The sequence below is a fragment of the Anditalea andensis genome (assembly GCF_000714815.1).
GTDB lineage: Bacteria > Bacteroidota > Bacteroidia > Cytophagales > Cyclobacteriaceae > Anditalea > Anditalea andensis.
The window spans coordinates 150,546-168,091 of the sequence record NZ_JMIH01000013.1; the positions used below are offsets into that span (position 1 = coordinate 150,546).

Consider the following 17,546-nt stretch of genomic DNA (forward strand, 5'->3'; position numbering starts at 1 on the left):
GGTATTTATATATCTGACCTTTGGAAATTAATATAGGTGTGGGGACCACTTCTCCACCATATGGCAAAAGAATGTAACGCAATGAGGTAATTTATAGGTCTATGAGTAAGAAAGAATAGATTACACCCCAAAATGTGGTAACTATCAATTATAATAAGGTGAAATTTTATAGGTAATTGAAAGATTCATTAGAAAAGTATAGGTTTGGATCAAAGCTAAATCTATAAATAAAAATCACATAGCTTGACAGCCTTAAAAAATAATTCACTTTAGCTAAAGTTCTACATCGCATCCTCTATATAAGGCACACCTTACATATTTTCCAATATATATTTGTATAAAACCTGGATAATACCAGGTTTTATACAAATAGTCAAAAAATGGTTAATCTAAATCCTCTAACCTCTCATCTCTTTCTATTTTAATTTTTTTGATAAATTCATTGACATACAAAGCATCTTCTCCAGAATATGTCCCATATGAATCCAATAAATATCCCTTTTTACCTTCATTGGTTTGCAAGGCATAGATGACGGCCATATCTGCAGGATCTGATTCACCTTCAAATCGGTATACCTTCACCACCTTCAAATCTTCTGGCTTATATATATTTTCATCGTCACCTAATATGGCTCCTTTATCTCTCTTTATCTTCAGTTCCTCCCCATAACCCAATTCTGGTAATCTGTTCATTACTTGTGAAAGAGTGGTCATTGATCTTGATGTGCTCATAATTGTTATATGATTAAAGTTTTAAATAATATCCAGTCTGGATATGCTCATGTCCAAAAATTGCGCCATGTTATCATTCTGTCATGCTGTCTTTTTTTATTGCTTTAATACCTTTTCAGGAATAGAAGAAGTCGTTTTTACACCTAATTTTTTAAGCTTTTCCACCTGGCCTATAAGATTCCCATTTCCAGTCTTTATTTGCTTCATTGCATTAGTGTATGCCGTTTGAGATTTTTCCAGATGTGAACCTATACTTTCAAGGCTAGAAAGGAAGGTCACAAATTTATCGTAAAGTTTACCGCCTCTTTCGGCTATCTCCAAAGCATTTAGAGTCTGCTCCGTTCTGACCCATAGATCCTTTATCATCTTTAAGGCTGCGATGAGATTACTGCTGGAAATCAAAAGTATCCTTTTCTTATAGGCATATTCCCAAAGATTCGGATCAGCCTGTACTGCAGTAATATAAGCGGCCTCCATGGGTACAAACATGATGACAAAATCCAAAACCTTGTCATAACCATCATACTGTTTGGCTGATAGTTGATCTATATGGTTTTTGATTGATTTTAAATGCGCTGATAAGGATAGTTTTTGAACCTCTATATCATCAGAGGAATAATACTGTTCATATGCCACTAAAGATACTTTACTGTCTATGATTACTTTTCGGTCATCTGGGTAAGTGATGGTCACATCCGGTTGCATACGCTTCCCATTAGGGCCTAACAGATATTCCCCCGAAGCATCTTTCAAAAATTCCTGCAGCACATAATGCCTGTTTTTTTCAAGACCCGAATTTTGAAGGATCGTTTCCAATATGGCTTCGCCCCAGTTCCCCTGGGTTTTGGCATTGCCTTTTAGTGCACGGGTCAGGTTTTTGGCTTCCTCACTGATCTGCTGGTTTAATCCAACCAGCTCCTTTACCCTTTCCTCAAGGGAAAACCTTTGCTTGGATTCCTTATCGTAAGTCTCCTCTACTTTTTTCTTAAATTCGCCAAATTCATGACCCAGAGGCTGTAGGATTTTTTCTATACTGTCTTTGTTCTGCTGAGAAAACCTTATAGCCTTATCTTCCAGGATCTTGTTGGCCAGAAGCTCAAACTGAGCAGAAAACTTATGTCCTATGTCATCTAGTGCCATGGCCTGGGTTTCCAGTTTTTCTTTAAGTCCTTCTTTTTCCTGGTTCACACCGGATAAAGCAATGCGACTTTGGGATAGGCTTTCCTGACACTGTTCCAATTTATCTTTCAATTCACTCTCTCTTATAGAAAGTGCATTTAGGTATGATTTCACCGATTTCAGTTCAGTTTCCAGTTCAGTTTTCTCTCTAAAGAGCTGCTGCACATGTAGCTCTGCTAGCCGATTTTCATTTAAAAAACGGGATAGTTCCTCTTTTTTATCCTGAAGCTGAATAGAAAGCTGGGATAGTTTTTCTTTGATGACTGCATTCTCAGATTTCAGGCTACTGATCACCTGTATATGCTCTTGGCTAATCATTTCTCCGGATGCTTTGAACCGAAAGAGATAAATGATTATCACACCCAAAATCACTATAATTGATAAAAGTAAAAATTCCATAGATTTTGTTTTTCGCTTTCAAAAATAAAAATAGCTAAACATGGACTATTTTCCACTATTAAAGTATGTTTCCATTTTTTAAATGACAGTAATTGTCCCAAATATTACAGATCCATTCTCTAAATTACATATACCATGAGTATGGTCCTATCAGTAGTTAAAAGTCAATACTCAAACCATAAAATTAAAAATTAACCTTATGATAAAGATCTAGTAAAATGATAGTACTGGATTTGCAATCAAATAAGTTTAAGTTTGGGCATCCATAACTATATTGCTATTAAAATATCAAAGCAAATTCTAAGTCAGATGAAATATTTTGCGATCTCTCTTATCCTTACCTTTTCTAATATTTTCCTCAGCCATCCAGTACATATGGTTAAAGACGAAGCGTTTCATACTAACAAGATCATTGCCCATAGAGGTGCTTGGAAAGCCAAAAATCTTCCCCAAAATTCAATTGCTTCCTTGGAAGAAGCCATAAGACTAGGATGTGAAGGTTCTGAGTTTGATGTATGGATGACCATGGATTCTGTTTTAGTAGTCAACCATGATGCGGATTTTTATGGCATGCCTATAGAAAGCTCTACCTATAAGGCTCTTCTGGAAAAAAAGCATCCCAATGGAGAGCAGATACCAACTGTGGAAAAGTACCTAAAAAAAGGTATGGAACAAAATGGCACAAAATTGATTATGGAATTAAAAACCTCCACTGTAAGCAAAGAAAGAAGTTTGTCATTGGCAAAAAACGCAGTGAAACTTGTTAAAGATCTAGGTGCGGAAAAGTGGGTCGATTATATAGCCTTTGACTACGACATGTGTGAGAAAATTATAGCGGAAGACCATAATGCCAATGTGGCTTATTTATACGGCAATAAATCACCCGAAGAACTGAAAAAAGCTGGTTTTTTTGGCCTGGATTATCATTTCAGCATTTTTAGGAAAAACCCGCAATGGATTAATGAAGCCCATGATTTAGGCCTTACCGTCAATGCATGGACAGTAAATAAGGAAGAAGACATGCAGTGGCTACTGGACCAACAGGTAAGGTTTATTTCTACTGACGAACCTGAGTTGCTTTTTAAATTGATAAACAACAGTAATTTACGGATGTGATATATATTTTGGCAGATAGATTTCTGGTGGAAGTTGTGTTTAAATCCGGAATCCAGAGAGTATATTTCGGATTTTAGCCGAGCAGTTTAGGTGTTTTATCCTATAATCTAGGTTCATAGCAAAAATAGGTGATAGCTTATCTTCCATTAAATAATACTACAATTCACTAACAAACCATTAATTTTCTGCTTTCTATTTTTCTGTTTTTTTTCTACTGATCACAAAATTTCTGCTGATGCTCTTTTATATACCTATATAGTAAATCCGGTATTATGAAACTTATCACATAATATAAATCTAATACAATCAGCCTGTATGATCAGAGATAGGTGATACGATATACTGAATACAGACAATCCGCTACCTACCATTGATCAAATTTTTATTAGACTTTTTCCTAATTACAGTATATTTGAGGTCAATACTCCAATGATCAATCAGACAATTTATGAATATTAAAAGTATAGGCTGTGCTCTTCTAGGAGTACTCATGACTGTAGCTGTTAACGCACAGGATAAAAAATGGGATGTGTCCAATCCTGAAGGTGAATGGAATTTTAAAACCCACCGTTTTACTACTGATGAAGGTACTTGGATGAATCTGGATGTAAGTCCGGATGGAAAAACCATCATCTTTGATATGCTGGGAGATATCTATAGCCTGCCTATAGCTGGGGGCAATGCAACACCCCTTCGTACAGGCTTGCCTTTCGAAGTACAGCCAAAGTTCAGCCCAGATGGTAAATTGATTTCATTTACCAGTGATGCGGCAGGAGGTGATAACATATGGGTGATGAATGCTGATGGATCTGAGGCAAAACAGGTCACCAAAGAAACTTTCAGATTATTGAACAATGCCACGTGGATGCCCGATGGGAATTTTCTCATTGCCAGAAAGCATTTTACATCAGGAAGATCTCTGGGTGCAGGAGAGATGTGGCAGTACCACATCACTGGAGGCAGCGGGATCCAGCTTACCAAAAGAAAAAACGATCAGCAGGATGTAAATGAACCAGTAGTTTCCCCTGACGGCAGGTTCCTGTACTACAGTGAAGACGTAGCACCGGGAGGAGCTTTTGAATACAACCGTGACCCTAATAAGCAGATATATGTAATCAAAAGATATGATCTGCAGGACGGCTCCACTACCACTTTAACCGGGGGACCGGGAGGTGCAGGCAGGCCTACCCTATCTCCGGATGGAAAAAAGATGGCCTTCATCAAACGTGTACGTGCAAAGTCTGTTCTGTATGTACATGATCTGGAGACTGGCGAGGAATGGCCAGTTTATGATCAGCTCAACAGAGACCAGCAAGATGCCTGGGCTATATTTGGCGTATACCCTAATTTTAGCTGGATGCCGGGTAATAAAGAAATAGTATTCTGGGCTGGGGGAAAAATAAACCGGGTCGATGTAGAAACATTTGATGTAAAAGAAATTCCTTTCTATGTAGATGCTACTATCCAGATAGCCGAGACCGTCCATTTCAATAATCCTGTAGAGGAAAATGAATTTACTTCAAAAGTGATCAGAAATGCCATAACTTCTCCTGATGGCAATACACTGGCTTTTAACGCACTCGGCTATATCTATACTAAAAGCTTACCTAACGGTACACCAAAAAGGTTGACTTCAGGGACGGACTTTGAAGCTGAACCCGCCTTTTCACCAGATGGAAAAACCATAGTGTACGTCACCTGGAATGATCTAGAAAAAGGTGCTATCCATAAAATTTCAAACACTGGCGGTAAATCCACCCAAATAACTGCTGAAAAAGGTATCTACAGAACGCCATCCTTTTCACCGGACGGAAAATCCATAACTTACAGGAGAGAGTCGGGAAACAATGATCAGGGAAGGACTTTTACCAAAAATCCGGGCATCTACACCATGGATAACGATGGCAAAAACGTTAAGTTCCTCACTGGAAACGGCGAATATCCAACGTATACAAAAGATGGGAAAAGAATATTCATACAAGTAGGAGGCACCTTTATGGGCCGCATAGAAAAAGAACTTAAAAGTATAGATCTAAACGGACAGGAAGAACGAACGCATATCAAATCCAGATATGCCAATAGACTGGTACCTAGCCCCAATAATGAATGGGTAGCCTTTACACATCTTCATAAAGCGTATGTAGCTCCTATGGTCATGAATGGTCAAGAATTAGACTTGGACGACAAGTCCACGGTTGTACCTGTCTCTCAATTGGCTAAAGATGCAGGGATAAACCTTCACTGGTCCAAAGATGGTGACAGGATCTACTGGACGATGGGAGATTCCTATTACTCCAATAAATTGGCTGATAAATTCACCTTTTTATCCGGCTCTCCAGATGAGGTAGGAGAACCTTCAACTGAGGGTGTACCTATCGGTCTTAAATATCAGATGGACAAACCTAAAGGAAGAATAGCCTTTACCAATGCCAGACTGATCACGATGGAAGGGGATGAAGTTATTGAAAAAGGCACCATCATCATACATGAAAATAAAATAGAAACCATAGGACAAGCATCTGCAGTCGACATACCCAATGGTTCCAAGGTGTATGACATGAACGGTAAAACCATTATGCCGGGCATAGTAGATGCACATGCCCATATCGGAGCCTTCCGAGATGGACTGACCACTCAGCAGAACTGGCAGTTTTATGCCAACCTGGCCTTTGGGGTCACTACCGCACATGACCCATCTGCCAATACAGAAGCTGTCTTTACGCTCGCCGAAATGGTAAGAAACGGAAATTTGGTAGGGCCTAGGATCTTTAGCACGGGCTTCATCCTTTATGGGGCTGATGGAGATTTCAAAGCTGTAATCAATAGCTTAGATGATGCCCGCTCATCTATCAATAGAACCAAAGCATTTGGTGCTCAATCGGTCAAAAGTTATAACCAACCCAGACGGGAACAACGACAGCAAGTCATGCAGGCAGCCAGAGAACAAGGGATCAATGTAGTGCCCGAAGGAGGGTCGACCTTCTTTCACAACATGAGCATGATCATGGATGGGCACACAGGAATAGAACATAATATACCTGTAGCACCGGTCTATAGAGATGTATTAGAACTATGGAGTCAGAGTAACTCGGGATATACCCCCACCCTTATAGTAAATTATTCAGGGTTAAATTCAGAATATTATTGGTACCAACATACCAATGTATGGGAAAATGAAAAACTACTGAGTTTTACCCCAAGAGGTATAATAGATGCCCGCTCAAGACACCGGACAATGGCACCTGATGAAGAATATGAAAACGGTCATATCAAAACCTCTAAAGCAGTAAATGAGCTAGCAAAAAAAGGGGTAAAAGTAAACCTTGGCGGACATGGGCAACTACAGGGATTAGGTGCTCACTGGGAACTTTGGAGTTTACAGCAGGGAGGAATGAGCAATCACGATGCCCTTAAAGCGGCCACCATCAATGGCGCCAATTATATAGGCGCTGGTGCCGAGATAGGATCTCTTAAAACCGGTAAACTGGCAGATCTGATTATCATGGACGAAAACCCACTTGAGGAAATAAGAAACTCGGAATCTATCCGCTATACAATGATCAATGGAAGGCTATATGATACCAAGACCATGCACCAGATAGGTAACGAACCGAAAGAACGCCACGAATTCTATTGGGAAGCAGGACCTTTCAATGAAGCTTTTCCGTGGCATGAAGAAGCCAAAAGCTTTATGCATGCCGGCTGCGGCTGTAGTATAGGACATAATTGATTGTAGAATGTCAAAGCCCATATATTTATAGAAGACGGGAAATTGGATTCACTCCTTTTAAAATGGTATTATAAAAATTTCTTTATTTTGTATAAACAGCAAAGACCTGAATTAGAAATAATTCAGGTCTTTCTTTATTCTTGAAGCATACATTTGACTGGTTTAAATATCACTATTACGATTTATGTATCCAGTGATGGGCAATTCGTTTACTTATTAATCAAATGGTGTTAAATCCATATCCTTCGAAAGAATCCAAACAATGAGTTTCAGAAAAACATGTGCTAATCAGTCTTTAATTTATTTCCCTCCTTATCTGTTTCTTCTTCCTGTAAGATATATCTGGAGGCCTAGTCCAATACCCAATCCGGTTACAGATACCGGAGTATTAATATTAGCTCGAGAGTAGGAATATCCTAAAGTGGCTTCCAATGCTACATCAGAAGTGATAAAATGGGCATATCCGGCCCGGATAGCACCTAGAAATGCGAAATCACTTGCTTCTGTGCTTCCTCCTAAGCCAGCCTCCACTTCACCAAAAAAACGGCTAGTCGCTGTGGCTCCTTCTGGAAAATAATATCTGGCAAAAGGTGTTACCCCATAACTCCAAACATTGGGCAAATTAGGCACTGTAGCCAATCCAGTCGATATGCCTAAACCTAAAGCTACATTATCCATAATAAAAAATCCAGCCCTAGGATTTATATTGACATTGAACGCGTCAGTACTAAAATTATAACCCAACGCACCTATACTACCTCCTACAATCCAATTTCCAGCCATAATAGGGTCTTCACCGGCCGCAAATGAACTCGGTGGTAATGATGTCCGCGGATCGACCTGAGCATTTACATTCAAAACTAGGAATAATGTCAAAGCTGTAATAAGGGTAAATATCTTGGTGTTCATATGCATATATTTATAGTGATAAATTTATTTGAGGAATATCAGACTAATATGATGCCATAGTGGTTCAATATATTTAAAATATTCCTATTTTTATAAATTTAAATTTACATATGAATAAAAAATCACGAAAAAATATTATTTTATATTAAACTACCTTTAGTTCGGCTATTAACATGATCTATACATGAAATCACCAAATATGCTGATCCTGGTTTGGCAGCTTCTTTTCATCTAAAAGTGCATGTTTTTTACAGGCATTAGATAATTCCAAAGTATTTGTATTCATAAAATTAGTCTGGAAACAGTACACCCGTTTGTAGCCCCTTATCTATTATCTTATTCCATCTAATCTGTGCGCTCTGATCTATTCCATGCCTGGTTTCTTTATCATATAGATCCTGAAGTTTATTCATTTCTCTAAAAGCCTCTAAATAATAAAAATTTATGACACTGTCATATTCATCAGGAAATATTGCAAGGTTTGAAATATCGTTTATTAGTTTTTTGGCTATGATCTGGGTGATATCAAAATGCCGTTGTTCGTGGTTTAAAGTATAGTCATTTAAAGCAGTAGATCTTGCCCAAGACTGATCCCTGAGCATATAAACTTTTGGTATGATGTTTACTTCCAATGTATCCCCCACCAATTCCCCCTTCACATCAAAAGAAAAACTAGAAAATATAGATGCTGCAAATCGACTGGAAGGGGTAGGTTTGGCCCTAAAATCGTCAAAAACCAAAGGTCTATCTGCGGTATAAAATACTGTATCCAGATCGTAAAAATTATTATGATCGAGAAAATTGACTTTTATACCCCTTGCTAGCTTTACATTATCCTTTACTTCTACTTGAATCCAGTCTTGGAAATAGTGAAGGGCAGCAGTAAGAGATTTTGTTAATGCAGGTTCCACCAGATCATACCTACTGGCAGATCGTCTATAGGATACACCACCATTATAATCTATAAGATATACAGGATCCTCCTCTCCTAGATAATAAAAAGAAAGGTGAAGTTTTACATTCCCTTCCACTAAGCCGGTAGTCCCTCTTTTTTCCGATAGACTAAATTCATTTATATGGATTTGGATAGGTCTTAATTTCTGGTCCTGTTTTACACTTTCAAATATAAACGCACTGATAGATAACTTCCCTCCTCCTTTCAAATCCACTGGCTGAGGTGCGGTAAACTCGGGCAAAAGGAGCCTTCCGATATTTGACTGTTCCTCTCTTGCATCCAATACCTCTGAAAAATAAAATTCAGTGGGGGTAAAAAGCAGCTTTTCATTGCGGAGACTGATCTCCCTAACTCCCTGATTACCATAGGTAGATAAAGGAATCGTGATCAAGAAGGCACAGCTCCAGATGAAAAAGCCCAACTGAAACCGTGCAAAGTTTTTTCCCAAAGAGTAATCCAGGAAATGTAAAGAAAATTTTTGATGCTGACCTTTCAAGTATCCGTCTTATGTTAAGGCGCCTGATACATCCTTCATTATGTACCTTCATAAAAGATCAAGGGCACAAATGTCAATTTATCAAGCACGTTTATAGTTTAAAGATTCACTTTCTGAGACAGAATAACCAATAACTGTTTTCAAATAGTTCTCTCTACTTATATATAAACCTATGCTTAATATTATTTAACATAAGGCCTTCTGATGACAGCATTTAAGATGTCTTTTATACTGCTACTTTATTCCTTTTTTTGGTACCCTTTTTATTTTTGTCTTTTTTCTTCATCTTATTGATCCATATCAATGTTCCGGTAATAGGCAAGCTCGTGGCTATCAGACAGGCAAAGAAATATAGCAATTTGGTAAACTGTCCATAAACGTCTCCGACATGGAGTGCTTTAATAGAACGTGAAATCCTTTCATTGACAGGTTTTTCTCTGAAAATATCTAATTCTTGGACTGCAGCGGTGGCAATATCCAGATCTACTCGGTCACCCGCTGATGGTGCAAAAAAACCAGTCCTGTTTTTGTTGATAGTAACCTTACCATTGGGTTGGTTAGGTATACCTATTCTATAATCTCCTTTATAAGGAAGGACTGTCTCTGCTGCTGCTATATAAGTATCTAATGGAAGTAAAGGCACATCTGCTGGAGCCTCACCAGCAGCCATCGAACCTGGGCCACCACCACGAGGGCCAGGGCCACCACCTCGCGGACCGGGGTTAGCGGGGGCTTCTTGATAAGTGCCCCATAATTTTTGCCATCCATCCCTATACCAAGGGAAAGACCAAAAAGGTCCGGTGGCTCCCATAATCAATAAGAAAATCAAGGAATAAAAAGCAAACGTATTATGAAGATCATAGTTCAACCTTTTCCAGTTGGCATTCCATTTAACTTTTAACCCCTGCCTCCAGGTTTTTAGTTTTTGAGGGAACCAGATCACTAATCCAGTCAATACTCCTATAGTAAATAAAATAGTAGCTGTACCAGAAATATAGCTTCCCAACTGCCTATTGGGGAGCTCACCTATAAGAGGTTCTTCTATCCTATCCAGTAATAACCATCGGTGTAAACTGAACATGTAACCCATAAATTCGTCTGTACGCGTCGCTTCTTTAGAATTCCCTAATATTTCACCAGAATAGGGATTTAAATAGTAGGATGTTCCAAATCTGCTTTTATCACCTTCAGCCCGGACATTTACCTGCACACTTCTGTTCAGATCTGTTGGAATACTGATGGAAGTAACGGTCCCTAAGTCTGCATCCTTTATGATATTGTATAACTCGTCTGCAGCCTTTCTGCTTGTACCAGGATCATTGACACTATGAAGTTCACGATTTGACCATTCCCTGATTTCACTATTATAAACATAGATAGTCCCACTTAAGCATACCGCTATGATGACCAGGCCACTGATCAGTCCCGTCCAAAGGTGGATATCATTGAAAAATTTGCGGACCTTAGCCCACGTACTTGGATGTTTCGTTTTAGCCATGCTCATCTAAATAAATACTATAAATATCCTCTATTAAATTATACTTAACCTTTTCAGTTTGGATGGTAATAAAGGATTCTTTTAAGATTATCCGTTGACCTGAAAGGGATGCAATAATCAGATTCAAATATAATAATTACTATTTAGATTTAATCTAAAAAAACTAAAATTCAAGCAGGAATTAAATTAGCCTTAAGAAAAACAGCCAATCGTAAACCATGTAAAAATTTACTGATAAATATTACATATACATACATACGCTCAATAGAAACAAAAAGCAGTAGCAAAAAATGATGGGTTAGCTATTATTAGTGAAAAGAAATTTCAGGAGTACGAAAACCATCTTACCAAAATTTAAATCAAAAAAACTATACAGTCGGTCCATATATTCAATTTAATTAGAAGATCTGGTTCGACGTTATAATAACCTTATCTTTCCCCTCTTAAATTCAGCTGCTGGCTGCTCGCAGTTAAAATTTTCCCATCACTGAGCACATAATTAAACGTAAACTGGTAAATTCCTGAATGTTCTGGGCCTTTAGATAAGGTATAAAGAAAGGAAGAAAAATCATTTACCTTAATTTCAGTCAACTGTCGCAGCAAAGTCTCTTCTGAAGAATTCCCTTCATATTGGTGATGCTTATTCTTAACCTTAAATAAATCTGAAATATCTTCGCCGGGATCATATCCAAGAAAATGCTTATCTGTGGTAATAGAAATATGTTTAACTTTTTGAACAAAAAACTCTGGCTCAACCTCATTTAAATGGGATGATAGCCCCCATTTGGACCATATAGAATTATCAGGGGGACCCTGAGGTACAATTTCTATGAAAAAATCACGGTAAGCTACTTCGGGGGCTGAAAGTGGATAAGTCACTTTGTTAAAATAATCTCTTTCAGACCCAATAAACATTTGTACCTGATGATACAATGACTTAAATTGATGGTCGATTTTTGCCTCCGCCATAAAGTAGAAAAATGCATAGGTAGCCATCATAGAAAATAGTATAGCAATGGCCATAGTAGTAAAAAGTCTTTTCATAAGCTTAGGCGTTAAATTATTATACAATACGTAAACTTCCAGCTTTTTGGCTCAGCCTCATGTAGAAAATATCAAAAAATTATGCTATTACTGTGTGAAAGCTTTCATCAAATCTGATTTTACCATCTTGTAAGACCCCATTTTCAGTTACTAAACCCTTTAATTTACGGGTCATTCCTTTATTTATAAGTTCATTCATTTGGTTAGCTGTAAGGATTCTTCCATATAAGCTAAAAGGTAATTTAAATCCACATACTTTATAATTACTGCAGCCGTATGCCGAATTTCCCTTTATGAGCTTATGGGTATTGCATTTAGGACAGTTCAGCGTATCTATCTGTATTTCGGGTTTGGCTTTTTTCTCTTTAGGAGGTGATGCAGCAGTTTCTCCTGTGACAGCAATACTGATGGGCTTAAAATTACCTGACTTTACTTCCTGAATAAGGTCGGTAACCATTTTTATAAGTTCTTCTTTAAATAGAGCTGGTTCATAATCCCCTTTCTCAATCATCCGTAACTTCCTTTCCCAATCTCCGGTAAGTTCAGGGCTCTTTAGCAGTTCGTTTTGGATGGTATCGATTAGGTCCATTCCTGTCTGCGTAGCAAAGAGGTTTTTCTTTTTCTTTTCTATATATTTTCTTCTAAAAAGCGTTTCGATAATATTTGCTCTAGTAGACGGCCTTCCTATACCATTATCTTTCAGCATCTCACGCATTTCCTCATCTTCCACCTGTTTGCCAGCTGTTTCCATAGCCCTGAGGAGGGTAGCTTCTGTATAAGGTTTGGGTGGGGTGGTCTTTCCTTTATGAACTTTGGGTTCATGTGGCCCTGATTCTCCTTCAGTAAAGACAGGCATGAGTTTTTCCTCCTCATTGTCTTTTTTGGTATCATTAGCATACACCACTTTCCACCCCGGTTCCAATATTTGTTTTCCTGTGGCCTTAAATGCTACCTGTCCCGCTTTTCCTAAAACCGTGGTATTGGACACTTTACATTCCGGATAAAACACTGCTATGAATCTACGTGCTATCAGATCATATACCTTTTTTTCCTCTTTGACATGCAGTCCCGAAGGGAGTATCTCTGTAGGAATGATGGCATGGTGGTCGGTAACTTTAGTGTCATCAAATACCGTCTTAGACTTGGGAATGGGCTTTGCCAAAACTGGCTCTGTTAGCTGATGATAGTAAGTCATGCTCTGAAGTATACCAGGTATCTTGGGATGTAAATCTTCGGACAGGTAAGTGGTATCTACTCTGGGGTAAGTCACATATTTCTTCTCATAAAGGTTCTGTACATATTTAAGTGTATCTTCGGCAGAGTAGCCATATTTTTTATTGGCCTCCACCTGGAGGGCTGTTAGATCAAATAGTCTTGGATTACCCTCTTTACCTTCCTTCTTCTCAAAAGAAGTGATGGTGAATGGAAAACCCTCGAGATACTTCAGTCCTTTTTCAGCTTTGTCTTCAGCTTTGATCCTATCTATAGTAGCTGTGAATTCAGTATCTCTATAAATAGTCTTCAGCTCCCAATATTCTTCAGAAAGGAATGCATTGATTTCTTTCTGCCTTTGGACCAGCATCGCTAGTGTAGGTGTCTGCACCCTACCGATAGATAAGACAGTCTTCTGCTGGGCAAATTTTTTGGTAAATAATCTGGTGGCATTCATTCCTAGCAGCCAGTCCCCTATAGCCCGGGCACTTCCTGCAGCATATAAGTTGTTATACTTTTCACTATCTTTTAGTTTCTGGAACCCTTCCCGAATGGCGTTTTCGGTCAATGATGATATCCATAACCTTTTTACAGGGACATTACATTTGGCTTTTAAGAGCACCCATCGCTGTATCAGCTCACCTTCCTGTCCGGCATCACCACAGTTAATCACTTCTTCGCAGGCCGCTACAAGCCTTTCGATTACTTTAAACTGCTTTTTCACACCCTCATTTTCGATGAGCTTAATACCAAAGCTCGGAGGAATCATGGGTAAATTTTCAAGGCGCCATGATTTCCACTGAACGGTATAGTCATGGGGTTCTTTGAGCGTACAAAAATGCCCAAAAGTCCATGTGACCTGATATCCATTGCCTTCATAATAACCATCCTTGCGCTGTGTAGCTCCAAGAACTTGAGCTATATCTTTTGCTACACTGGGTTTTTCGGCTATACATACCTTCATGGGGCTGGGATGATTAGTACTGGGAGGATTGAATTTCTGCTAAGCAAATATGAGGTTATTCTTTGAAGGAATCAAAAACTATAGACTACTTACTCCCAAATATTACATCCTGTCAATGATCTTATCGCTACTATCATATGGTTTAATAGTTTTTCCATCAGGCAGACTTTCATTGAGATAATTATAACTACATCTACCACCAATAGCTTCATCTATTATTTAAAATTCGCTCAGAGGATTCTTTTCACCACATAGTTTTTGATAGGATGCTCCATTACCGCTTTTATGAGTTGCCCATTTTCATAATAATACTTATTAATATTCCCTGCCACATTTACTTCATAATAACCCTTCATACCTTTGTTTACTAGGGCTACCTTGCCATAGTGTTCGTTCAGCAGATTGGAAACCTCACGTGGTTCCTGAAAAAATAATTTTATGCCACTATAATCCATAGGGCCAATAATCTCATCTTTGTGCTCATATTTATAACTCTCTGCCTCTATAGCATACCGATCCCGGTCCCATTTAATAGTTGAAAGAAATTCTCCTTTATTAGTCCGTGTGTGCATAGTGGACTGAAGAAACTGACTCTCATTATAATAAGCATCTGTTGACACTAGCGCTTTTATTTTTCCAAAAAACCAAAAATCCACTTTGCTCTCCAGTTGATACCTGTCTTGATCGGTTCCACTGGTTTTAACTGCCTTCATCTCACCGATAGTAATGCCCGCAACTGAGATGCTGAATTTCAAGGTATCCTGCGCATATAATTTACATATACTAAAAAAACAAAAAATCAATCCAATACTGACCTGCTTCACGATATCTTTTGATTTTGATGAGAAAACGGCACCTATGCACTAATATATATAAATTTCAGCATGATTGTTCCAAAATTTGAAAATGAATACTGCTGATTTTTTTTTATATTGGTTAATAGATTCGGGTATTCATTTCTAGGTTATCTTGGCGCTTCAATATCATATGTCAGCTTGCCCCTCCTTAATCTCAAACACTGCTGGTCTTATAGTCATTAAGATGGTAATCACAATACCCATCACCGCTATCAAAGCAAAAGACACCCGTAAATTAAACCACTCTGCTATAAATCCTATCAACGGCGGACCTAACAAAAAGCCAAAGAAAGATATCGTCGCCACCATGGCCAGTGCAATTCCCGGAGAATACATCGTAGACCTTCCCGCTATACTATATGATAATGGAATCACGGAAGCTGTTCCCAATCCTACCAATATAAAACCTATCAATGCAGTAGTTACAAATGGGAATATTACTGCCACTACCAATCCTAACCCAATCAATACGCCGCTAATCCTCAACATTTTCACCTTCCCTATCTTATTGGTCAAGGCATCAGACACAAACCTGCCTCCTGCCATCGCTCCCATAAAAGCCACATAACCTAAAGCTACATAATTGGGATCGACTTCTATGACTTTCCTAAAATAAACCCCGCTCCAGTCAAACATACAGCCTTCACACATCATCCCAAAAAAACCTACCAGCCCAATACGAAGAAGCAGATCATCAGGTTTTTTTAACACAAACCCACTTCCTCCGGATGGCGCTGCTTCTTTTAATATATACTTTTGAGAAAATATAAGTATCATTACCCCTAAAAACCCAACTATTAGAAAGTGCTCTGCTTCTACCAGCCCATAATAAATACTGGCGGCACCAATCCCCGCACCAGAAAAACCAGCCAAGCTCCAAAGACCGTGGAATGAAGCCAATATATTCTTTTTATATTCATTTTCTATACCGATAGCATGGGTGTTCAATGCAATGTTAAGGATATTCCCTACCATGCCAAAAAAAACGACTACCAAGCCTAAAATCAAAAGGGAAGGACTCAACCCTATCAAATACAAAAAAAACAAATATGCCAGACCGGAAATCAGGAGGACGGCACGGCTGCCAAATTTATGTACTGACCAGCCTGCCAAAGGCAAGGCTACCAATGAGCCCATAGGCATGCCCAATAAGAGCGTACCCAGCTGCCCATCAGATAATGAAAATTTTAATTGTACGTCAGGTATCCTGCTAGCCCAAGATGAAAAACAAAGTCCTGATAAAAAAAATAAACTACTTAAAGCAATCCTACGCTTTCGCAAAAGCTCCATATCTTTTATAAGTTAACTGATCTGCGAATTTACAGTAGAATTTAACCTTTTCCTTATTCAAATGCGGAAACTTGTACCCGCTAAAGGAGCATATATTATGATATATATAAGAAATCGATTGTAATAGCTGCTAAAGGTTTATTAAATTTTAACCATATAAAACCAGCGATCTTCTTACTCTTTTTTCTAAAGATAATTATGCTGCAATAAAAAATAAAGGTTTGCTTATGCATCAGTCAAACCATGCTTCATATTATGTATAAATTTAATAGCCTTTCCTTTAGTTCATATGAGATGGATTTAGTAAATTACTCATCAGAATTTTCGATGTTATAATATATGAAAATCTTAGTTCCCACAGATTTATCAGAAAACGCCGATAATGCACTCGGTTTTGCCCAACAGCTAATCATCCAAACTGGGGGTGAAATCATATTGCTGTTTACCTATTATGCGGTATATGATTTTGCTGCACAGGCTACCCGTATCATAGGACAAATAGAAAAGGACGCTAAGAAAGCATTAAAGAATATAATAAAAAACAACAATCCCGATAACCTGCACATGGACTACCGGATCGTCCAAGGGACTGTCGATAATGCCGTAAAAGCAGCTGTGGATGGCATGGGAATTGACTTGGTCATCATGGGAACACAGGGTGCCAGCGGTCTAAAAAAGGCGTTATTAGGATCTAACACCGCTGATGTGATCAAGGAGGCGACGGTACCTGTATTGGCAATACCTTCAGGCGCCAAATTAGAGAAGGTAAAAAAAATAGCAGTAGCTGTAGAACTTAAAAAAGAAGACCTGCAAACTCTATTACATTTAATGGAACTGACGGCAGTATGGAACTTACCATATAAGATCATCCACGTTCAAAAAGAAGGCAGGTCAGATACAGAAATAAACTTTGAAACGCTCCAGAGGAATATTCTAAAAGAATATCCTTTAGTGGACATAAATTTTCTCTCATATGAATCCGATGGCATCAATAAAGGACTGGAGAATTATTTGAAGGAAAACCCAGATGCTCTTCTGGTAATGTTTTCTAAAACCAGGTCATTTTTTGAACAGCTCCTGGAATCCAGCCGCTCAGTAGAGATGGCATACCATACTCATGTACCATTACTGGTGGTGAAGTCTTCTTAAAAACCATATAACTGAA

12 protein-coding genes are annotated in these 17,546 nt (G+C 38.4%); 3 read left to right on the top strand and 9 right to left on the bottom strand.

Going from position 1 to position 17,546, the window contains the following annotated elements:
* Window positions 1-384: 384 nt before the first annotated feature.
* Together EL17_RS03540 and rmuC are read right to left on the bottom strand one after the other, a co-directional pair.
* Window positions 385-732, bottom strand: coding sequence for a hypothetical protein (locus EL17_RS03540; protein WP_035070149.1), 348 nt, complete (start codon window positions 730-732; stop codon window positions 385-387).
* Between the two features lie 96 nt (window positions 733-828).
* Window positions 829-2,310 carry a DNA recombination protein RmuC gene (rmuC, locus tag EL17_RS03545; RefSeq protein WP_035070151.1) on the bottom strand — a complete coding sequence of 494 codons (1,482 nt, stop codon included), beginning with the start codon at window positions 2,308-2,310 and terminating at the stop codon, window positions 829-831.
* 309 nt (window positions 2,311-2,619) lie between these two features.
* Between rmuC and EL17_RS03550 the strand changes: the two genes are divergently transcribed.
* Window positions 2,620-3,426 (top strand): glycerophosphodiester phosphodiesterase, encoded by an 807-nt coding sequence (locus tag EL17_RS03550; protein WP_035070152.1) that lies wholly within the window; start codon window positions 2,620-2,622, stop codon window positions 3,424-3,426.
* A gap of 448 nt (window positions 3,427-3,874) precedes the next feature.
* Window positions 3,875-7,156 (top strand): amidohydrolase family protein, encoded by a 3,282-nt coding sequence (locus tag EL17_RS03555; RefSeq protein WP_035070154.1) that lies wholly within the window; start codon window positions 3,875-3,877, stop codon window positions 7,154-7,156.
* A gap of 312 nt (window positions 7,157-7,468) precedes the next feature.
* Here EL17_RS03555 and EL17_RS03560 read toward each other — a convergent pair whose 3' ends face one another.
* The 7 genes from EL17_RS03560 to EL17_RS03590 all read right to left on the bottom strand — a co-directional run bounded on the left by EL17_RS03560 (window position 7,469) and on the right by EL17_RS03590 (window position 16,381).
* Window positions 7,469-8,065 (bottom strand): hypothetical protein, encoded by a 597-nt coding sequence (locus EL17_RS03560; RefSeq protein ID WP_035070156.1) that lies wholly within the window; start codon window positions 8,063-8,065, stop codon window positions 7,469-7,471.
* Window positions 8,066-8,355: 290 nt separating this feature from the next.
* Window positions 8,356-9,468 carry a hypothetical protein gene (locus EL17_RS03565; protein ID WP_164674942.1) on the bottom strand — a complete coding sequence of 371 codons (1,113 nt, stop codon included), beginning with the start codon at window positions 9,466-9,468 and terminating at the stop codon, window positions 8,356-8,358.
* 274 nt (window positions 9,469-9,742) lie between these two features.
* Window positions 9,743-11,014, bottom strand: a complete 1,272-nt coding sequence (locus tag EL17_RS03570) for a PepSY-associated TM helix domain-containing protein (protein ID WP_035070255.1) — start codon at window positions 11,012-11,014, stop codon at window positions 9,743-9,745.
* 429 nt (window positions 11,015-11,443) lie between these two features.
* A complete protein-coding gene (locus EL17_RS03575; RefSeq protein WP_035070158.1) occupies window positions 11,444-12,058 on the bottom strand; it encodes a hypothetical protein in 615 nt (204 codons plus the stop codon).
* Between the two features lie 79 nt (window positions 12,059-12,137).
* The gene (locus tag EL17_RS03580; RefSeq protein WP_035070160.1) at window positions 12,138-14,234 is read right to left on the bottom strand and encodes a type IA DNA topoisomerase; all 2,097 of its coding nucleotides are present in this window, start codon (window positions 14,232-14,234) and stop codon (window positions 12,138-12,140) included.
* Between the two features lie 230 nt (window positions 14,235-14,464).
* Entirely contained in the window at window positions 14,465-14,989 is a 525-nt protein-coding gene (locus tag EL17_RS03585) for a DUF6134 family protein (protein WP_164674943.1), read from the bottom strand.
* Between the two features lie 228 nt (window positions 14,990-15,217).
* Entirely contained in the window at window positions 15,218-16,381 is a 1,164-nt protein-coding gene (locus EL17_RS03590) for an MFS transporter (protein ID WP_035070162.1), read from the bottom strand.
* A 339-nt stretch (window positions 16,382-16,720) separates the two neighbouring features.
* Here EL17_RS03590 and EL17_RS03595 point away from each other — a divergent pair, with 339 nt between their 5' ends.
* Entirely contained in the window at window positions 16,721-17,530 is an 810-nt protein-coding gene (locus tag EL17_RS03595) for a universal stress protein (protein ID WP_035070164.1), read from the top strand.
* Window positions 17,531-17,546 lie beyond the last annotated feature (16 nt).